Annotated in this window: 15 protein-coding genes and 2 pseudogenes; 7 read left to right on the top strand and 10 right to left on the bottom strand. The window is 65.4% G+C overall.

Annotated elements, in window-relative coordinates:
- The first annotated feature begins 219 nt into the window (after positions 1-219).
- From AW06_RS14195 to AW06_RS14205, 3 genes are all read left to right on the top strand, one after another.
- On the top strand, positions 220-522 hold the full coding sequence (locus AW06_RS14195; RefSeq protein ID WP_034951367.1) for a hypothetical protein: 303 nt from the start codon (positions 220-222) through the stop codon (positions 520-522).
- 30 nt (positions 523-552) lie between these two features.
- A complete protein-coding gene (locus tag AW06_RS14200; protein WP_034951368.1) occupies positions 553-1,038 on the top strand; it encodes an isoprenylcysteine carboxylmethyltransferase family protein in 486 nt (161 codons plus the stop codon).
- A 254-nt stretch (positions 1,039-1,292) separates the two neighbouring features.
- On the top strand, positions 1,293-2,318 hold the full coding sequence (locus AW06_RS14205) for a hypothetical protein (RefSeq protein WP_034951370.1): 1,026 nt from the start codon (positions 1,293-1,295) through the stop codon (positions 2,316-2,318).
- 33 nt (positions 2,319-2,351) lie between these two features.
- On the opposite strand, the gene AW06_RS14210 is transcribed toward AW06_RS14205, so the two are convergent.
- Positions 2,352-2,855: a hypothetical protein gene (locus AW06_RS14210; protein WP_034951373.1), complete on the bottom strand. Its 504-nt coding sequence runs from the start codon at positions 2,853-2,855 to the stop codon at positions 2,352-2,354.
- Between the two features lie 12 nt (positions 2,856-2,867).
- Positions 2,868-3,443 (bottom strand): DUF3617 family protein, encoded by a 576-nt coding sequence (locus tag AW06_RS14215; RefSeq protein WP_034951375.1) that lies wholly within the window; start codon positions 3,441-3,443, stop codon positions 2,868-2,870.
- Between the two features lie 311 nt (positions 3,444-3,754).
- Here AW06_RS14215 and AW06_RS14220 point away from each other — a divergent pair, with 311 nt between their 5' ends.
- From AW06_RS14220 to AW06_RS20785, 4 genes and pseudogenes are all read left to right on the top strand, one after another.
- Entirely contained in the window at positions 3,755-3,982 is a 228-nt protein-coding gene (locus AW06_RS14220) for a hypothetical protein (protein WP_034951377.1), read from the top strand.
- Between the two features lie 475 nt (positions 3,983-4,457).
- Positions 4,458-4,631 (top strand): annotated as a pseudogene (locus AW06_RS20780) (ISKra4 family transposase); the annotation flags it as partial.
- Between the two features lie 135 nt (positions 4,632-4,766).
- Positions 4,767-5,909: an acyltransferase gene (locus AW06_RS14225; protein WP_046536716.1), complete on the top strand. Its 1,143-nt coding sequence runs from the start codon at positions 4,767-4,769 to the stop codon at positions 5,907-5,909.
- Positions 5,910-6,052: 143 nt separating this feature from the next.
- Positions 6,053-6,157, top strand: a pseudogene (locus AW06_RS20785) (alanyl-tRNA editing protein); the annotation flags it as partial.
- Positions 6,158-6,186: 29 nt separating this feature from the next.
- Here the strand turns inward: AW06_RS20785 and AW06_RS14230 are convergent.
- From AW06_RS14230 to AW06_RS14265, 8 genes are read right to left on the bottom strand one after another with little or no spacing between them, the layout of a single operon-like run.
- Positions 6,187-6,624, bottom strand: a complete 438-nt coding sequence (locus AW06_RS14230; RefSeq protein WP_034951383.1) for a nuclear transport factor 2 family protein — start codon at positions 6,622-6,624, stop codon at positions 6,187-6,189.
- Entirely contained in the window at positions 6,621-7,403 is a 783-nt protein-coding gene (locus AW06_RS14235; protein WP_034951384.1) for an SDR family NAD(P)-dependent oxidoreductase, read from the bottom strand. The genes AW06_RS14230 and AW06_RS14235 overlap by 4 nt, the downstream gene beginning before the upstream one ends.
- A 4-nt stretch (positions 7,404-7,407) precedes the next feature.
- The gene (locus AW06_RS14240) at positions 7,408-7,950 is read right to left on the bottom strand and encodes a DUF3833 domain-containing protein (protein ID WP_034951386.1); all 543 of its coding nucleotides are present in this window, start codon (positions 7,948-7,950) and stop codon (positions 7,408-7,410) included.
- Entirely contained in the window at positions 7,950-9,227 is a 1,278-nt protein-coding gene (locus AW06_RS14245; RefSeq protein ID WP_034951388.1) for an MFS transporter, read from the bottom strand. Before AW06_RS14245 ends, AW06_RS14240 begins: the two co-directional genes overlap by 1 nt.
- 2 nt (positions 9,228-9,229) lie before the next feature.
- Complete coding sequence (locus AW06_RS14250; protein WP_034951391.1) at positions 9,230-9,754, bottom strand: chalcone isomerase family protein; 525 nt, start codon at positions 9,752-9,754, stop codon at positions 9,230-9,232.
- Positions 9,751-10,989 (bottom strand): cyclopropane-fatty-acyl-phospholipid synthase family protein, encoded by a 1,239-nt coding sequence (locus AW06_RS14255; protein ID WP_034951392.1) that lies wholly within the window; start codon positions 10,987-10,989, stop codon positions 9,751-9,753. The genes AW06_RS14250 and AW06_RS14255 overlap by 4 nt, the downstream gene beginning before the upstream one ends.
- Positions 10,986-11,768, bottom strand: a complete 783-nt coding sequence (locus AW06_RS14260) for a DUF1365 domain-containing protein (protein WP_034951394.1) — start codon at positions 11,766-11,768, stop codon at positions 10,986-10,988. Before AW06_RS14260 ends, AW06_RS14255 begins: the two co-directional genes overlap by 4 nt.
- Entirely contained in the window at positions 11,765-13,105 is a 1,341-nt protein-coding gene (locus AW06_RS14265) for an FAD-dependent oxidoreductase (RefSeq protein WP_034951396.1), read from the bottom strand. The genes AW06_RS14260 and AW06_RS14265 overlap by 4 nt, the downstream gene beginning before the upstream one ends.
- Between the last annotated feature and the right edge of the window lie 8 nt (positions 13,106-13,113).

Raw genomic sequence — 13,113 nt, forward strand, 5'->3', positions numbered from 1 at the left:
GCGCCCGCGGAGCGGGTGCCGGCGGCAATGCGTGGGGTTTGCCGTGGCGGCTTCCGGTTTGCGCGGCGACGAAGTCGCGCCGCGGATGCTGGGCATCAACAAGATCATCCGCGAGGAAGGCCTGCACCGCGCCCCCACCGCGATCATGCTCTTGCGACAATGGGCTCGAATCTCCTATTCTCTGCATTTTGGCGGTGACCGTCTTGCGGGGAGAAGGAAATGCCGAGGATCTTAGCCGTCCTCTTGCTCTTGCTGGCGTGCCTGCCCGTGGCGCAGGCACGCTCGCGCGATCTGGGCCCGGTTCCCGTTGACGGCCCGGCGGCGCAGGCGACACTGCCGGATCGCCAGCAGCGCGTCATCCGCGAACTCGCCTGCGGTGTGGAATCGACCTTCATCCGCCAGAAGCGGACGCTCTCCGGGCACCCGCACGAGATCATGAAGGAAGGACGCGGCCCCGGCGGCAGATCGGCGGGCTCGCTCGCGGCGGGTTCCGGCGCCACCGCCGCCCGCCAGAGCACCTGACTGCCAGCATGAACCTCCGGCAGTAATCGCATGCAGCAGCACGAAGCACGCTTTGGCAGCCGCGGCGAGTGGTACGTCGTCGCCCAGATGATGCTCTTCGCACTCCTGCTGCTCGGGCCGAGCACCTGGCCCGGCGGGGGTTGGACGGCACCCTACACCTGGCTCGGCAGGGTTTTCGGCGGCGTCCTGCTGGCGCTCGGCATCGCCATCTCGCTGCTCGCCTGCCTGCATCTCGGGAAAAACCTGACGGCATTGCCGCAGCCGAGGAAAGACGCCGTACTGGTCGTCGCCGGCATCTACCGCTTCGTCCGCCATCCCATCTACAGCGGCGTGCTCCTCGCCGCTTTCGGCTGGGCTCTGTGGGTCAATGGCTGGCTCACTCTGGGCTACGCCTCGCTGCTGCTCATCTTCCTCGACATCAAGTCGCGCCGGGAAGAAATCTGGCTCGAGCAGAAATTCCCCGAATACCGCGAGTATCGGCAACGCGTGCGCAAGCTGCTTCCTTACGTCTACTAGCGCAAGCTACCGATGCGGCTGCGCGGCCAGCGCTGGCGCCCGGCTCGCGGCCGGATTTCGCGTGGCCTCGGCCCGATCGTCCTGATGAGCCGCTCAATCATGACCGTTACCATGAAAGCGTGCTACATTCTCGCGGCCGGCGGGCGACCCGCGCCAGGCGGCGATCCAGCACCAGGCCGCCGGCGGCCAGTCAGCGGCAGACTTCATTCTCACCCGTTCATTGCTTGAGCCTGTGACAGAAAGGTAGGGGCCTGATGTTCTACATCACATTTCACGGCGGTCGTGTCGGTACGGCGATCAACAACGTGCATGTTTATGATCTGATCGACGGCCAGCCGGTGTGCCTCACCACGGCCGCCCTGCAGACCCCGCCAGGCTCTCCGGTACTGAGCGAACTGCGTGATCTGGTCTTCGGTCCGTCGGGCCATCTGTTCGTGATCAATGGCTACAAGGACGCCAGCCAGGTTCTTTGCTACAGCGCCATCCCAGACGCCGACCATCGCCACGCCTACCAGGGAATCTATGCCGATGCCCGTGTTTCCGATGGCATCGTGCATCCCTTTGCGCTGGCTTTCGACGGCCGCGACAATGGCTACCTGTCGAGCCAGGACAGCAACGTGGTCACCGCGCTGAAACCGCCAGGAACCGGGAAACGCAGTCCGGCGCTGGCGGTGGCGGCCAGCTTGCGGGCACAGAAGGGGAAGCGCTTCCTCAAGGGGACCTTCGTGGCCTCGTCGAGGGGAAAATTGCCGGCTTCGCCGGCGCGTCCGCCATCGAATTGCCGGCAGCCGGCAGGACTGGCGGTGGTCGTCGCGCCCGACCCGTCCAAAAAGCATCCGAAGCGGACCAAGGTCGCGCACTCGGTACGCGACGTTCTGGTATACGGCAACTCACTGTACGTCGCCGACGAACCGGGCAACGCGGTGAAGATCTACGATCTCGCCGAGGGCAAAACGCGGGGGCAACTGCAGGGGCAGATCGCCGACGCCCAGTTCCTGCAGGCACCCGTGCACCTGCTCGCACACGGTGATGATCTGTACATCGGCAGCAGCGGTACCGACACGATCCTGCAATATCACTTCGGCAGTGGCGAACTGAAGACGGTGGTCCGCGGCGTCAGGACGATTTCGGGAATGTGTTTCGACGCGGCAGGCAACTTTTACGTCGCCTCGCGCGACGACAAGGCGATCTATTGCTGTGGGGCGGATTTTGGTCCCCCACGAGCGTTCATCAGCGGCCTGCAGGACAACCCCGAGTTCCTGGTGTACGCGGCGAACTGAACGGGCGAGATCCGCCGAACAGGCCAGGGTCGATCAGCAGGGCTTGCGGAAGTCGTCGTCGATCCACGCCCTGGCGCTGGCCATGGTGAGTCGGAATCCGGCCGTTACACGCAACTCGGCGAGTGGCTCGCCGTAAGCATCGCAGGCTCTGAGCAGGGCATGCGGATCGTCTTCGTCGGCGATGATGTCGAGCGTGACGCTGATCCGTCCGGAGGGCGTGTTGACCGCTAGCTGCTTGTGGTACAGCGCGTGCCGTTGTTGTTCATGGCGGCGCAGGACTTCCGAGGCAGTCTTGACCAAAGTGTTGAATGCCGCGGCGTCAAGCGGCTTGGGGTTCCTCTTGTCGCGCCCCATCGTCCACGGGCTGACCAGAGCGGGTTCGGGTTCGCCGTCCTTGCTCATCTCGACAGCCCAGCCGTCATCGTCTTCGTTCTTGATGATGCGGGCGCGCCAGCCCTTGTGGCACCAAAGTCGCGGCTCATTCACGGTGGTCGATGGGCCGGACTCGCGGGACTCGTTGCTGATGTTCGATGTCATATCAAATGGCTGTCAAGGCGCCCCGCTGCCGGACTTCTGCCGTTTCATCATTTCCTGTACCTTCGGATCTTTCATCATCTCCTTGAGATTCATCCCGCCGACATTGGGCATGATCACGTCGCCGGGTTTCTGGCCAGGCTTGCAGGGGCCAAGCCAGCGGGCGTCGATAGACATCCTGGTTTCGCTGGTGCCATGCATCGGCGGGTTGAAACGGGTATGCATGTCGCCCTTGTAGGCAGAGTCGAAAGCGCCGGCAAACACCGCATCGGTCGTGGCCGTACTGCCCTCCACCTTGCACACCGAATGAACCGTCACCTGGTTGCCCTGCGGCTTGATGTCGATGACGCTGCAGTTCTGTTTTTCCCTCTTCCCCTGTTGCTGCATCATGTCATCGGTGTACTGATCGATGCATTGTTGGATGGCGCCCATCGCCTGCATTCCTTCCATGCGGGCGTTGACCTCCCACAGGCCAGGTTTGCGTTTCGGCATCTCCGCGGCCGGCAAGGCGCCGGCCCAGCCGCTGGCGGCCAGCGCGAGAAGCAACAGGGAAAGGGATCTGCGGGTACTGACGATGGCGGGGATCTTCATGATCATTCCTCTTGGGGCAAGCGCAAACGAATGAGTGGCGGGGGCATATTAAACCCTTGCGCGAGAATGGGCCAGCCTCGGCACGTCCTTGCGGCAAGGGTGACCCAGCGCATCGCCCAAAGTCCCGGATCATCTCGCCTGCTCGCGACGGCGGCCAGCCACTCCGGTGGGCAGTCGCCGGCGCCTGGAAAAACGCTATCGTGCTCGAAGCCACTGCGCGGTTTCGAAATATTTTCGTTCATCCAGGGCGAATCTCACCCTCTGCGACTGTGTTGGCGCAGACTCGCGCAAAATCCCGGTTGGAGACCGCCATGGAACCCGTCGATTGTCCATTCACTGCCTCTTTCCTGTTGGCTACCCTCGACATCGGGGAAATTCTTGCCGAACACATCAGCCCGCTGCGCGAGCGCCTGGCGAGCATGCTCGAAACCAGCCAGGATGCCGCCGCAGACATCGTCCGGCGCATCCGCAACTTGTCAGCGCTGCCGCCCGGCACTGCGCCCCCCAACACTTCCCGACGATCGCCGCGGCCCTCATGAAACGTCGGCGACTGCGCATCGCCTACTGCGCGCGTAGCACCGGCACGACCAGCGAGCGCGTCGGTCAACTGTAGGTTGGGCTGAGGCACGAAGCCCAACACCCCCGAACCCGGTAACGCCCCCTGGAATGTTGGGCTTCGTGCCTCAGCCCAACCTACGGGCTGAAGGTCCAGCCCCGGAAACGCCGACGGGGTTCTTCTTGCGCGACCGCGGCCCAGCGCCTCCCCCCTGCGGCCGCCCGGCGAGGTACTCCAGCGCGTCGGCCAACCTACGGGCTGAAGGTCCAGCCCCGGAAACCCCGACGGGGTTTTTCTTGCGCGACCGCGGCCCAGCGCCTACCCCTGCAGCCGCCCGGCGAGGTACTCCAGCGGGTCGGTCAACTGTAGGTTGGGCTGAGGCACGAAGCCCAACACCCCCGAACCCGGTAACGCCCCCCTGGAATGTTGGGCTTCGTGCCTCAGCCCAACCTACGGGCTTCCCTGCGGAAGGCACCGAAGAAGCCGAAGCGAGGGTGCTGGAGCGCGCACACGCCCTGCACGAAGGCGAGGTCAGCGATGTGGCTGCGGGGATGCGCCGCAGCGCGACCTGCCAACGCCTCGCTCAAGAAGCGCGGGCGCCGGTCGACAAGTGCGCTGACTACCTGCCCAAGAAACTGGCCGCGTGATAGCCGAAAAACCATGGCCAAACAGAGCCGCAACCATTTGAGTGGGCGCCGCGGAACCGCCAGGCGCATGCTATGTGCGACAATCCTCTCTTTACGAAGAGTGTTTCCAGACCGAGGACGATGAGTACAAGCGCACCTCCAAGAATCGAATGGCCTGAGGCCACTCTGTATACTCCCCAGATCTGCCGGGGTCTGGCCTGTCTGCTGGTGGCCGTCTACCACGGAACGGCCTTGATTGGTTCCTGGTACGGTGAAAAGCCGCTGCTTACCCTGAGCAATTTCGGATTTTCCGGCGTGCATATGTTTTTCGTGATCAGCGGCCTGATCATCTACCATGCGCACCGCAACGACGTGGACAATTTCTACAGGGTTCCGGATTACCTTCTCAAGCGGTTGGTGCGCATTTATCCGCTGTACTGGATCGTGTTCATTTTCTCGGGTGGCTGGAAGGTGTTCACCAACCGCATGGAAGTCGGCGACTTCTTCCTGAATGCCCTGTTATTCACGTCCAGCAAATCCTTGCTCGTCGCAGTCGCCTGGACGCTGGCTTACGAGATGGTGTTCTACGGCATTTTCATCACCTTCATCGTCAAGAGGTCGTTGGGGATACTGGTCTTCGCCACATGGTTCGTGCTGGTCGCGCTCAATGACCACTACCACTTCGCCAACCTGATCGGCCTCAATCTGATCAATACCCTGTTCATGCTCGGCCTTCTCACCTCGGCGACGGTGATGGCGCTGCGCAAACATTTAGGCGAGGACAGTCGCGACTGGATCGGCATCGTCAGTCTCATCACCGGCACGCTGATTTTCGTCGGCACCGCCTGTTGGTACATTCTGCTCGACGATCCAACACTGCCGGTCTGGAACAATCTGACCTTGACCCTGGGTTTCGGAATAGGCAGCGCGCTGCTCCTGCTAGCTTCGGTATCGGCAAGACTCGAAGGCTTTTGGAAAAGGCAGCGCTGGCTCCTGTTGATCGGCGACGCCTCGTACTCAATCTACCTGGTACATTTCTTTTTCCAGAAACGCGTATCCAACGGGCTCCGTTCACTCGACTGGGTACCTGCGGGCGAGAAGACGCAAGCCAAGGCGCTCCTGCTGCTGGCCGTGATCATGGCCATTTCGGTTGCCTGCGGCATCATCATTCACAAGTGGATTGAAAAACCCGTTCTCGCCAAGTGCCGGGAATGGCTCAAACTAGGCGGCTCCGCCCGGCCGCATGGCCATTCCCAGGTTCAGAGAACACCCTCTCCGGGTTGAGGAACCGCCGATCCAATCTCGGGATATCCGAATCGGATAATCCGGGCATCCCGATGCACCTTGCGTAGTGCGATGAAACAGACCAGTTTCCGAAGTCGAGCAATGACCTGGCCCCGGCATCGATGCCATGCAAGGAAGTCCTGACCGCCGAGATCGGCGCCGTCGTCGTCACCCGGATCGAGAAGAAGCCGGCGATGGGCCGCCGCGTCGTGCTCGCGTTCGCCGAGCCGGCCAGCAGCGCAAACTGACGGCGCCGCCGGCCGGCCGCAGCGCAGGCTCAGGCCGCCAGTTGGCGCTTGAGTAGCCGCATCAGCCAGCCGATTCCCGGGAGTCTGGCGTACAGCTCTTCGGCGGCATCCCAGTAGTCGCGGTGCCAGATCACCTTGCCGGCGCTGTCGAAGCGCAGGTGCGATGCTCCGCGAATCACTGGCGGTGACGCCGTCTTCCGCGCGCCCTTCAGCCGGTAGTGCAGTTCCCATACCAGCAAGGCGCCGTTGTCGGCGACCACGCGCTCGCGGACGACGAAGCGCGGTTCGTCAACCTGCCTGAACATGTGCGCGAAAATCCGCTGGATCGGCGCGACACCGCGCACCTCGTTGAACGGATCCTTGAAGTACGCGTCGTCCGCGTAGTATTCGGCAAAGCGGGCGACGGCCGCGGGGTGCAAGTCCTCGAAGAAGGCGACCAGCGCGTCGACCGAAGCCGCATTGCTCATCGTGGGCGCCCGCTTGCGCCGCCGAGACGGCGGACGAGCGGGAAGTAGAGGCGGTACGGCAGATGCGCCAGCAGCTTCAACACGCGCGTAAATCGCTTCGGATAGTGGATCTCGAAGGCGCCGCCGGCGAAACCGGCGAGCGTCGCCAGCGCTGCCTGCTCGGCGGTGAGCAGTGCCGGCATCGCGAAATCGTTCTGCGCGGTCAAGGGCGTCGCGACGAAGCCCGGATTGATCACCCGCACGCCGATGCCTTGCGGCCGCAGATCGAGGTACAGTGCCTCGGCGAAGTTGATCAGCGCGGCTTTCGTCGGACCATAGATCAGCGACTTCGGCAGACCCCGATAACCGGCGACGCTGGCCACGAAACCAATCTGGCCGTTGCCCTGGCGTAGCAGTTGCGGCACGACGCAGGCCGCGAAGGTGACGGCACCGACGAGATTGACGTCGATCATCCGCCGCGCCGTGGCCGTATCGAGTTCCCAGGCGCGCATCGGCACATAGTCACCCGCCACGTACAGCGCGACGTCGACACCGCCCCACGCCGCCAGCAAGGCGTCCCAGGCGGCGCGCAGGCTCGCTTCGTCGGCGGCATCGCAGGGCAGGACCAGGGCGTGCCCGGCGTCGGCGGCGACTTCGGTCAGACGGGCGGTGTTGCGCGCCGACAAGGCAACGCGCGCGCCACGTGCCAGCAGTTGGCCGGCGAGCGCGGCGCCGATGCCCGTCGAGGCGCCGAGCAGCCAGACGCGTTTGCCCGACCAGTCGGTGAGGCGTGGATTCATGGCGTCAGCGCCTCGTGAAGCTCAGCGTCACGTCGCCGAGATGGATGCCGAACTTGCGCATCGCCGAACGGTTGAGCATCACCTTGTCGTCGATCAGATACATCCAGTCGTCGAAGTCGACGTTCCAGACGCGGCCGTCGACCGGCAAGGCGAGCACGTAGCGCCAGCGCAGAGCGTTGCCGGCCGCTTCACCCTGTGCTTCGCCGACGACATCGTCGGCGCGGCCGACGTAGCGCGACGCGCCGACGCGGGTGATCGTCCACACCCGCCGTGACGTCGTGCCGTCCGACCATGCAAAGTTCTCGTCGAGCATCCCGACATCGACGCCGTCGCGCTTCTCCCATTTCGCGTCGATGACGACATGGAAGCGCTTGATCACTTCGCCCGAACGATCCTGGAACATTCCCCAGCCGTCGATCGTGCCGTTGAAGTAGCGGGCGAGATCAAGCACTGGCTGTTCGGCCTGGTAACGGTCGACCGGTGTGCCGGCGCAGCCGCCGAGACCGAGGATTCCACAAGTGAAGCAGGCGAGCCACAGGGTTTTCATCAGGAGACCTCCAGCGTGCGGCGCCAGCGCCACGCCAGGATGGCGGCGATGGACTTGAAGAGCAGTGGCAGCAGGCAGTAGACGGCGGCCAGACCGGCCGTCGCCGCCGCCACCCCCGGCCGGTAGCCGACCAGATCGAGCAAGGGCAGGGATAGACCGGCGGCCAGCGCCAGATTGAGCTTGGCGACGAGATTCCACCAGCCGAAGTAGGCGCCGGCCTGCGCCGACCTGCCGACCTCGCCGCTGCCGCCCGTCGGATGTTCGCAGAGGTCGGCAAGCAAGGCCGCGGGCAGTGTCAGGTCGGCGCCGAGTGTCGCCCCCGAGAGCAGGCAGACGACGGCGAAGGGCCAGATGTCGCCGGCCCCCAATCCCCAGGCCCAGACGAACGAGGCGACGGCGACGAGCATCGAGGCGACCCAGGTGCGGACGCGACCGAAACGCCTGGCGAGGGCGACCCACAGGGGCAGGAAAGCGACGCCGCTGACGAAGTAGAGCGCGAGAAAGGCACCACTCCAGGCTTCGGCCTGCAGCACGTCGGCGACGTAGAAGAGGACCAGCGTTGCCGGCAAGGCCGCGGCGATGCCGTTGACGACGAAAACGGCCAGCAGGCGGCGAAAGCGGCCATCGTCGAGGACCCCGCGCAGGTTGCCGAGCAGCCGGCCGCCCGCCGGCTGGCGTTCGGCCGAAGGCGGTGTGCCGAGCAGGGTCCAGCTCGCCAGGAAAAGCAACAGCAAGGGGAAAAGTTGCGCCAGCCCGGAAAGTCCCTGCGCGAGATCCTTCGCCAGCAGCCCCGGCAGCGCCGCCGCGAGAACGACGCCGAGCAGGCCGAAGCCCTCCCGACTGGCCGTCAGCCGCGTCCGCTCGCCGGCATCACGGCCGAGTTCGGCGCCCCAGGCCTGATAGGCGACGCTCGCCAGCGAGAAACCGAAGTAAGTGCACAGCATCGATGCGAGCAGCCACCACGGCGCGGCGACGGCCGGCGGATGGAGCAGCGCGAGCATGCCCAGCGCCAGGCACGGCAAGGCGAACACGATCAGGCGCTGGCGGCTCGCCGCGCGGTCGCTCCAGCCGCCGAGCAGCGGATCGATGCCGGCGTCGAGCAGGCGTGCTGCCAGCAGCAGCGAGCCGAGCAGGCTCAGGCTCATGCCCGCGGATTCTGCGTACAGGCGTGGCACGTGAACGTAAACCGGCAGTGCCGCCATCGCCAGCGGCAGACCGAGTGCGCCGTAGGCGAGCAACTGCCGCTTGCGGAGCGACACGGTCAGGGCGGGAGTCACGGTCAAGTCTCCGGACGTTTGAGGAGCGCCGAGCGAAGGCTCGGGCTGCGGCTGCGCGGGTCGAGCCAGATGGCGAAGAACAGGCGCGCGAACTCGGCGTCCGCCACTTCGCCGGTCGCCCGGCCACGGTGATAGAAGGCCGCGCTACGCCCCGGATAGTGCACGCCGGTGATGCTGTCGCCCTCCTTGACGTCGGGGAAGACGCGCCGCAGCTCAGGCTCCCAGCGCTGCAACTGTGCTTCGCTGGCGCCGAGCCGGCGCATTTCCTCGACGCTGGTCTGCACCAGGCGGTCGCGCGGAATGTCGCGCCGATAGTCGAGTTGCAGGGCCGATGGCGCAGTCGTCGGCAGGGTCGTCGCCGGCTCGCCGACGACCCACAGGGTGGCGCGATAGAGCGAGAAGCCGAGCCAGCTCATTTCGCCGCTCCCCCACTGCCGCCAACCGGCCTCGGCTTTGCGCACCGCTTCCGGCAGCGCCTGCGCGAGGCCGCTGCAGACGAGGAACAGCAGGGCGATCAGCGTCTTCATCGGGCGTGCGCCAGTTCGAACTGCAGCACGTCGGTGCAGCCGCTGTTGAATCCCGCCTGGCAATACGCCAGATAGAAGCGCCACAGGCGACGGAAGCGCTCGTCGAAACCCTGCGCTTCGATCGTCGGCCAGCACCGTTCGAAGTTGGCCGACCACTCGGCCAGCGTGCGCGCGTAGGCGCGGCCGAAGGCAAAGGAATCGCGCACCACCAGTCCAGCCCTGGCGGCCTGCCGGCGGAAAGCCGACGGGCTCGGCAACATGCCGCCGGGGAAGACGTGTTGTTGAACGAAATCGGTGCCGCGACGGTAGCGCGCGAAGAGCTCGTCGCGAATGGTGATGCTCTGCACGACGGCTCGCCCACCCGGCGCCAGCAGCCGCTGCAGGGTCGCGAAGTAGGTCGGCCACCAGCGCTCGCCGACCGCCTCGAACATCTCGATCGAAACGATGTGGTCGAACGGCTCGTTGGCCAGTTCGCGATAGTCGCGCAATTCGAGAGTCACCTGCCTTTCGAGTCCGGCGATCCGCATGCGCTCGCGCGCAAATTCCAGTTGCGCCGGCGACAGCGTCAGGCCGACGACCTCGAGCCCGGCTTCACGCGCCGCCGTTTCCGCGAAGCCGCCCCAGCCGCAGCCGATCTCGAGCACGCGCTGGCCAGGCCGGCAGTCGAGGCGCTTCAGGATGCGTCGATACTTGTCAAGTTGCGCGGCAGCCATCGGCCGCGGCGCGTCGCTCGCGTAGAGCGCGCTCGAATAGCTCATCGTCGGGTCGAGCCATTGCCGATAGAAGTCGTTGCCGAGGTCGTAGTGCGCCATGATGTTGCGGCGTGATCCGGCGCGCGTGTTGGCGTTGAGCCAGTGACGCAGGCGTGCCGTCAGCAGGCCCCACCACTGACCATAAACCGCCTGCGCAAGGCGCTCGCGATTGTTTGCCAGCAGGGTGAGCAGCGCGCCGAGATCCGGGCTGTGCCAGTCGCCGGCGATCCACGACTCGGCAAAACCGACATCGCCGCGTTCGAGAACGCTGTCGAACATCGACCAGTCACCGACATCGAGCGTCGCATCCGCGTGCGCCGCCTCGCCAAAGTGATGCTGCGATCCGTCGGGCAGGCGAAGTTCCAGGGTGCCGTGCTCGAGCTTTTCCAGCAGGGCGAGCACGACCCTGGCGCTGCGTGGCGTGCGCGCACGCGTGCCCGGCAGGGCAAGGCTCGATGTCAGGGTGGATTCCATGGCATTCATCGCGTCGTCTCCTCGAATGGAGGTTCTGGCTTGGTAAAGAAGGGAACGCGCTTGACCCACAGCTTCAGTGCCTGCCAGTGAATGCGCAGGACCACGCCCAGGGTCAGCAGCGGGAAACGGACGAAGGCTTTCAGCAGGGGACCGCTGGCCAGCGGTTCGGCGCTCCCGGAAATCGAGGTATGCAGCAGATCGCCCGCGGCGTCCCCGTGATCGATGCGCGTCAAGCGCCAGGCGACGTTGCCGTCATCCCCGGTGCGCGCATGAAAGCGAAAGCGGTAGTGACCGGCAACGGCCATGAACGGCGAAACATGAAAGACCTTGCTGCGCTCCAGCGTCTCGCCGTCACGGATCGGCCGCCCGTCGGCATGCGCCAGCAGGTAGTTGTGGCGTTCGCCGAAAGTGTTGTTGACTTCGGCGAGCACGGCGATCAAGTCGCCCGCGCGGTCGTGGCAGAACCATAGGCTGATCGGGTTGAAGACGAAACCGAGAACGCGCGGGAAGCACTGCAGCCAGACTTCGCCGTCGGCATGGACGCCCTCCTGCACCAGCAGACGGCGTATCCAGGACAGCGGATGCGAGCCGTCGCGCGCGCCGTGGTCGGCGAAGTGGAAGCTGAACAGGTTCCAGCGATTGACCGAGAACAGCGCGCTCGCCGAACGGGCAAGCGCCGACAACGGCAACAGGCAGAAGTAGACCGGATAGACGAAGCGATTGGCGGCCGGCCGCAGACGGCGGTGCATCACCTGTCCGAAGAAGAGGCGAGCCGGCGTCGCGTTCATGCGGCGAGTTCCGTCGTCTGCCGGCAAACGGGCGCCGGCGAAGCCGCCGCTTCGCCACCCTGCCAGGGAGCCTGACAGCCCAGTCCGTTGGCCACCTGCAGCGCCGATTTCAGCCCGTCTTCGTGGAAACCATAGCCGTTCCAGGCGCCGCAGAACCAGACGCTGTGCCTGCCGGACAGCGCCGGCAACTCGCGCTGGGCAGCGATCGCCGGGCCGTCGAAAATCGGGTGTTCGTAGTCGAATTCGGCGATCACCGACTCCGCCTTCGGCTCGCGCTGCGGGTTCAGCGAAACCATCAGCGGCGTTTTGAACGGCAGCGGCTGCAGGCGGTTGATCAGGTAGGAGACGCTGACCGGCCGCCGGTCGAGTTCCTGAGCGCTCGACAGGTAGTTCCACGCCGACCACAGCGCCCGCTTGCGCGGCAGCAGCGCGGCGTCGCTGTGCAGCACGGCGCGGTTCGGCTCATAGCGGATCGCCCCCAACAGGCGGCGCTCGGCGGGCGTCGCGGCCTCGGCGAGGAGGACCAGCGCCTGATCGCTGTGGCAGGCGAGAACGACCTGGTCATAGCAGGCGACGGCGCCATCGGTGATGACCTGCAGGCCAGCATCGGTCCGCCGCACGCCACGCACCGGCGTGCCGAGGCGGATGTCGGCCAGGCGGCTCGCCAGCTTCCTCACGTATTCGCGGCCGCCGCCCTTGACGGTGCGCCAGAGCGGCCGGTCGAAAACCTGCAGCAGGCCGTGGTTGCGACAGAAGCGCACGAAGCTGGCCAGCGGGTAGTCGAGCATCTGCCCGGCTGGGCACGACCAGATCGCCGCCGCCATCGGCAACAGGTACCACTCGGCAAAGGGTCGCGAGTAGCGACCGGCGGCGAGAAACTCGCGCAGGCTGCCGCCGTAGTCCGGATACTGTTCGATCCAGGCGATGCTGTCGCGGTTGAAGCGCAGGATGTCGGCGAGCATGCGCCAGAAATCGCCGCGCAGAAGATTGCGCTTCTGCCCGAAGACGGTCGCCAGGCTGCTGCCCGCCCACTCGATGCCGGGCTCTTCGAGACTGACCGCGAAGGACATCTCGGTCTCGACACTGGCGATGCCCAGATGCGCGAACAATGCCGTCAGGTTCGGGTAGGTGTGCGTGTTGTAGACGAGAAAGCCGGTATCGACCGGATGGCACACACCATCGAGCGTCACATCGACGGTGTGGGTGTGCCCGCCGAGGTAGTCGCCGGCTTCGTAGAGCGTCACCGCGTGTTTCTGCGACAACAGCCAGGCGCTCGCCAGACCGGAAATCCCCGCCCCGACGACGGCGATGCGTTGTGCTGCTGGTGGTCGATACATCCTCGGCT

It is taken from the genome of Candidatus Accumulibacter cognatus (assembly GCF_000584975.1).
Classification (GTDB): domain Bacteria; phylum Pseudomonadota; class Gammaproteobacteria; order Burkholderiales; family Rhodocyclaceae; genus Accumulibacter; species Accumulibacter cognatus.